The organism is Butyrivibrio sp. (assembly GCF_024699075.1).
The window spans coordinates 1-2734 of record NZ_JAILQF010000230.1; the positions used below are offsets into that span (position 1 = coordinate 1).

1 protein-coding gene and 1 pseudogene are annotated in these 2734 nt (G+C 36.9%); both read right to left on the reverse strand.

Features of this window, described 5'->3' with window-relative positions; genetic code table 11:
- Positions 1-1013: pseudogene (locus K6G87_RS09285) on the reverse strand (alpha-galactosidase); the annotation flags it as partial.
- A 257-nt stretch (positions 1014-1270) separates the two neighbouring features.
- Positions 1271-2191, reverse strand: coding sequence for a magnesium transporter CorA family protein (locus K6G87_RS09290; protein WP_296836241.1), 921 nt, complete (start codon positions 2189-2191; stop codon positions 1271-1273).
- Positions 2192-2734: the final 543 nt, after the last annotated feature.

A 2734-nucleotide genomic window follows, 5' to 3' on the forward strand; every position in this document is an offset into this window, starting at 1 on the left:
GTGTTCTCCTGGCGTCTGTGATTCATGAGTCTAAGAATAGTATCACCGCTTCCTACAGATATATCACATACATAGTTCTCCTTAAAGTCTTCAGTGCCTTCTGTACTTTCTACAAGGTTGTCCCAAAAGAAGTCTGACTTACTTCCATCTGATACTGCAACCTCAAGCCACTGCCCTACTCCGACTTCCTTGCCGGTAGCATAGGTTACATAAAGCTTATAGGATCCCTCAGGAATATCATTAAGCTTAAAACAAAGCTCACTACTCTGGTCACCAACAGGTGTATTACCTATATTAGTTCCATCAAAAGTACCTATATTAGTAACATAGTTATCCTTGACTTTAGCATGTCTTCCTGTAATTATCCCATCTGTTACTGCGTCAAATGAGTATTCTCTTAGATCTGCATCAAATGAATATTCACTTTGATCTGCTAAGGCAAGCCTTATCCCCTTTATATTAGGAGCATAAGTAAATCTTGCATTCTCCTTGTCAGAAAATGTTGCATTATCCCACAGATAGTAGCAGTTATCTACCTTAAGGAAGTCTATATCCCAGTCTGTATAGCTTACAGCATCAACATCTTCAAAGCCGCAGGTTCCAACTGCTGATCCTGCACAGAGATTAGTCCCTATATCATTGTACATACCAAATTTCAGGCCTTTAGCATGAATATAATCTGCAAGTGCCTTAAATCCGCCTGGGAACTTAAGAGGCTCATTAGTAAGCCTTCCGTCTACTCTTTCTGAATTGTAACAGCCATCATCAAGTACAAGGTACTCATATCCTGCCTTATCAAGTTCAAGCTCTATGAATTTATCAGCCATAGCCTTGGTAAGAGCTTCAGTATTGCCGCTTCCAAATGCATTCCAGCTATTCCACCCCATACATGGAAGCCTTTTCTTTTTTCCTTCAAAAGGTTTTCCTGTGTTAAAAGAATCATATCTGTACTCATTACTTTTTATTTCCTGAGGATGAAGTCTTGATGTCCTAGTAATCTTATTATCTGTCATAAGTAACCCCTTTCATTAGTCATGGAAGTTCTGCCACAAAAGACCTGTTGGCGCAGTTTAATATACTTCCTTTATATTATCTATACCTTTAAACCCACCGACTTATTGTCCATCATATTAAAGCCAAAAACAATGTCACCTTGTGCTATTATGTGCTCATTTAATAGCAAAAAAGGCAGCCGAATCATAGCATTTCGGCTGCCTTGTCCAATTATCAATGCAAAAATGTGACTTTTATAATATTCAAAGTCTATTTATCACAAAAGTTTTTTCTTTTTGAAAAAGGTTATACTTACAAGCACAATAAGTATACATATGATACCTGTCACAGGATAAGCCCACTTCTCGTCAAGCTCAGGCATATACTTAAAGTTCATGCCATACCAGCCCACAATTAGAGTAAGTGGCATAAAGATACTGGATATTACAGTGAGGTAGGCAAGGTTACTATTCTGCTTCTCATCAGTCTTTGATTGGCAGAACTCTCGCAGCTGAATAGTGAACTCTACAAGAGATGATACCCTTTCATACAATCTCTGGATTCTCTGATTTACAAGATGGAAATATCTTTCATTACTTGCTATAAAGAATTCATTTTCATTTTCTTCAAATTCCTGACATACATCCATAAGTTCAAGATAGTGGATCTTAAGGTCTCGCAGCTGATTTCTCATTTCAGCTATATTCATAAGAACATTATCCGTATGCCCTGCAAATATCTTCTTCTCTATATCATCAAGAGTCCTGTCATAGGATGCAAGAAGATCTGCATCGTTATATATGATCTGCTCAAGGAAATCATATAGGAATCTTTCAAGACATGGATTAAAAAGCTTTTTGGAAGCTGCGATCCTGTCTACAATCTCACCTGCAAGACCTTTATCATCTACGAAGATTATTCCCTTTTCATCAAGAGAAAAAGTGAACTCCCCAGCCTTCTCAGGCATATTCTGCCTATCCAGTATAGAGAACTTACCTGTAACAGAATCATAGTTGACTTCGGCACGGGTGCCACTACCGGATCTTGAATAAATATCCCATTCAATACCCATATCAAAATCAGCACTTCTTTCTTTCCACTCATCACTTGTCATGACTATGACATACTGAAACTCAAGATTCTTATATGTTTTCAGCTCAATGCGCTCTAACTTTTCGCTAATCCTATAACTTCTCATAAAAACTCCTTATAATGTTTTGCACTGCTTTTGCATAACACGTTGTCGCCACCACTTAATTATCTATTCATCGCAATCTACTTTATTTTACCACCTACAGTGCAAAAAAACTCCTGCCAATATTCTTTATACCAATAGTATCAGAATCCAATTGTGAACTACCCATCACCTAAAGGTAATGGGTTTTATGGCTATTTAATTATAAAAATATCTTGATCTTTTTTATCTTATCTGTAGTGATTTTACTATCATCTAACTTGATACTTGACGTTCATCTAACACTGATATAACATACTAATCAAAGAGCTGTTAGACTATTATCTAATATAATAAATGACAATCATCAAACACAGCCGCATCTTAGTATATAAACGTATTTATAAGATGAGCGCACACATCTTACAGGAGGATCTATCATGAGTTTTAAGTATGACAAGCTATTCAGAAACCCAAACTACCGCAAAAATCTCGCATCTTCTATCGTCAATCGTTTCGGTGACTCTGTAGATGCTATCGCATCATCATGGATAGTATATGAACTTA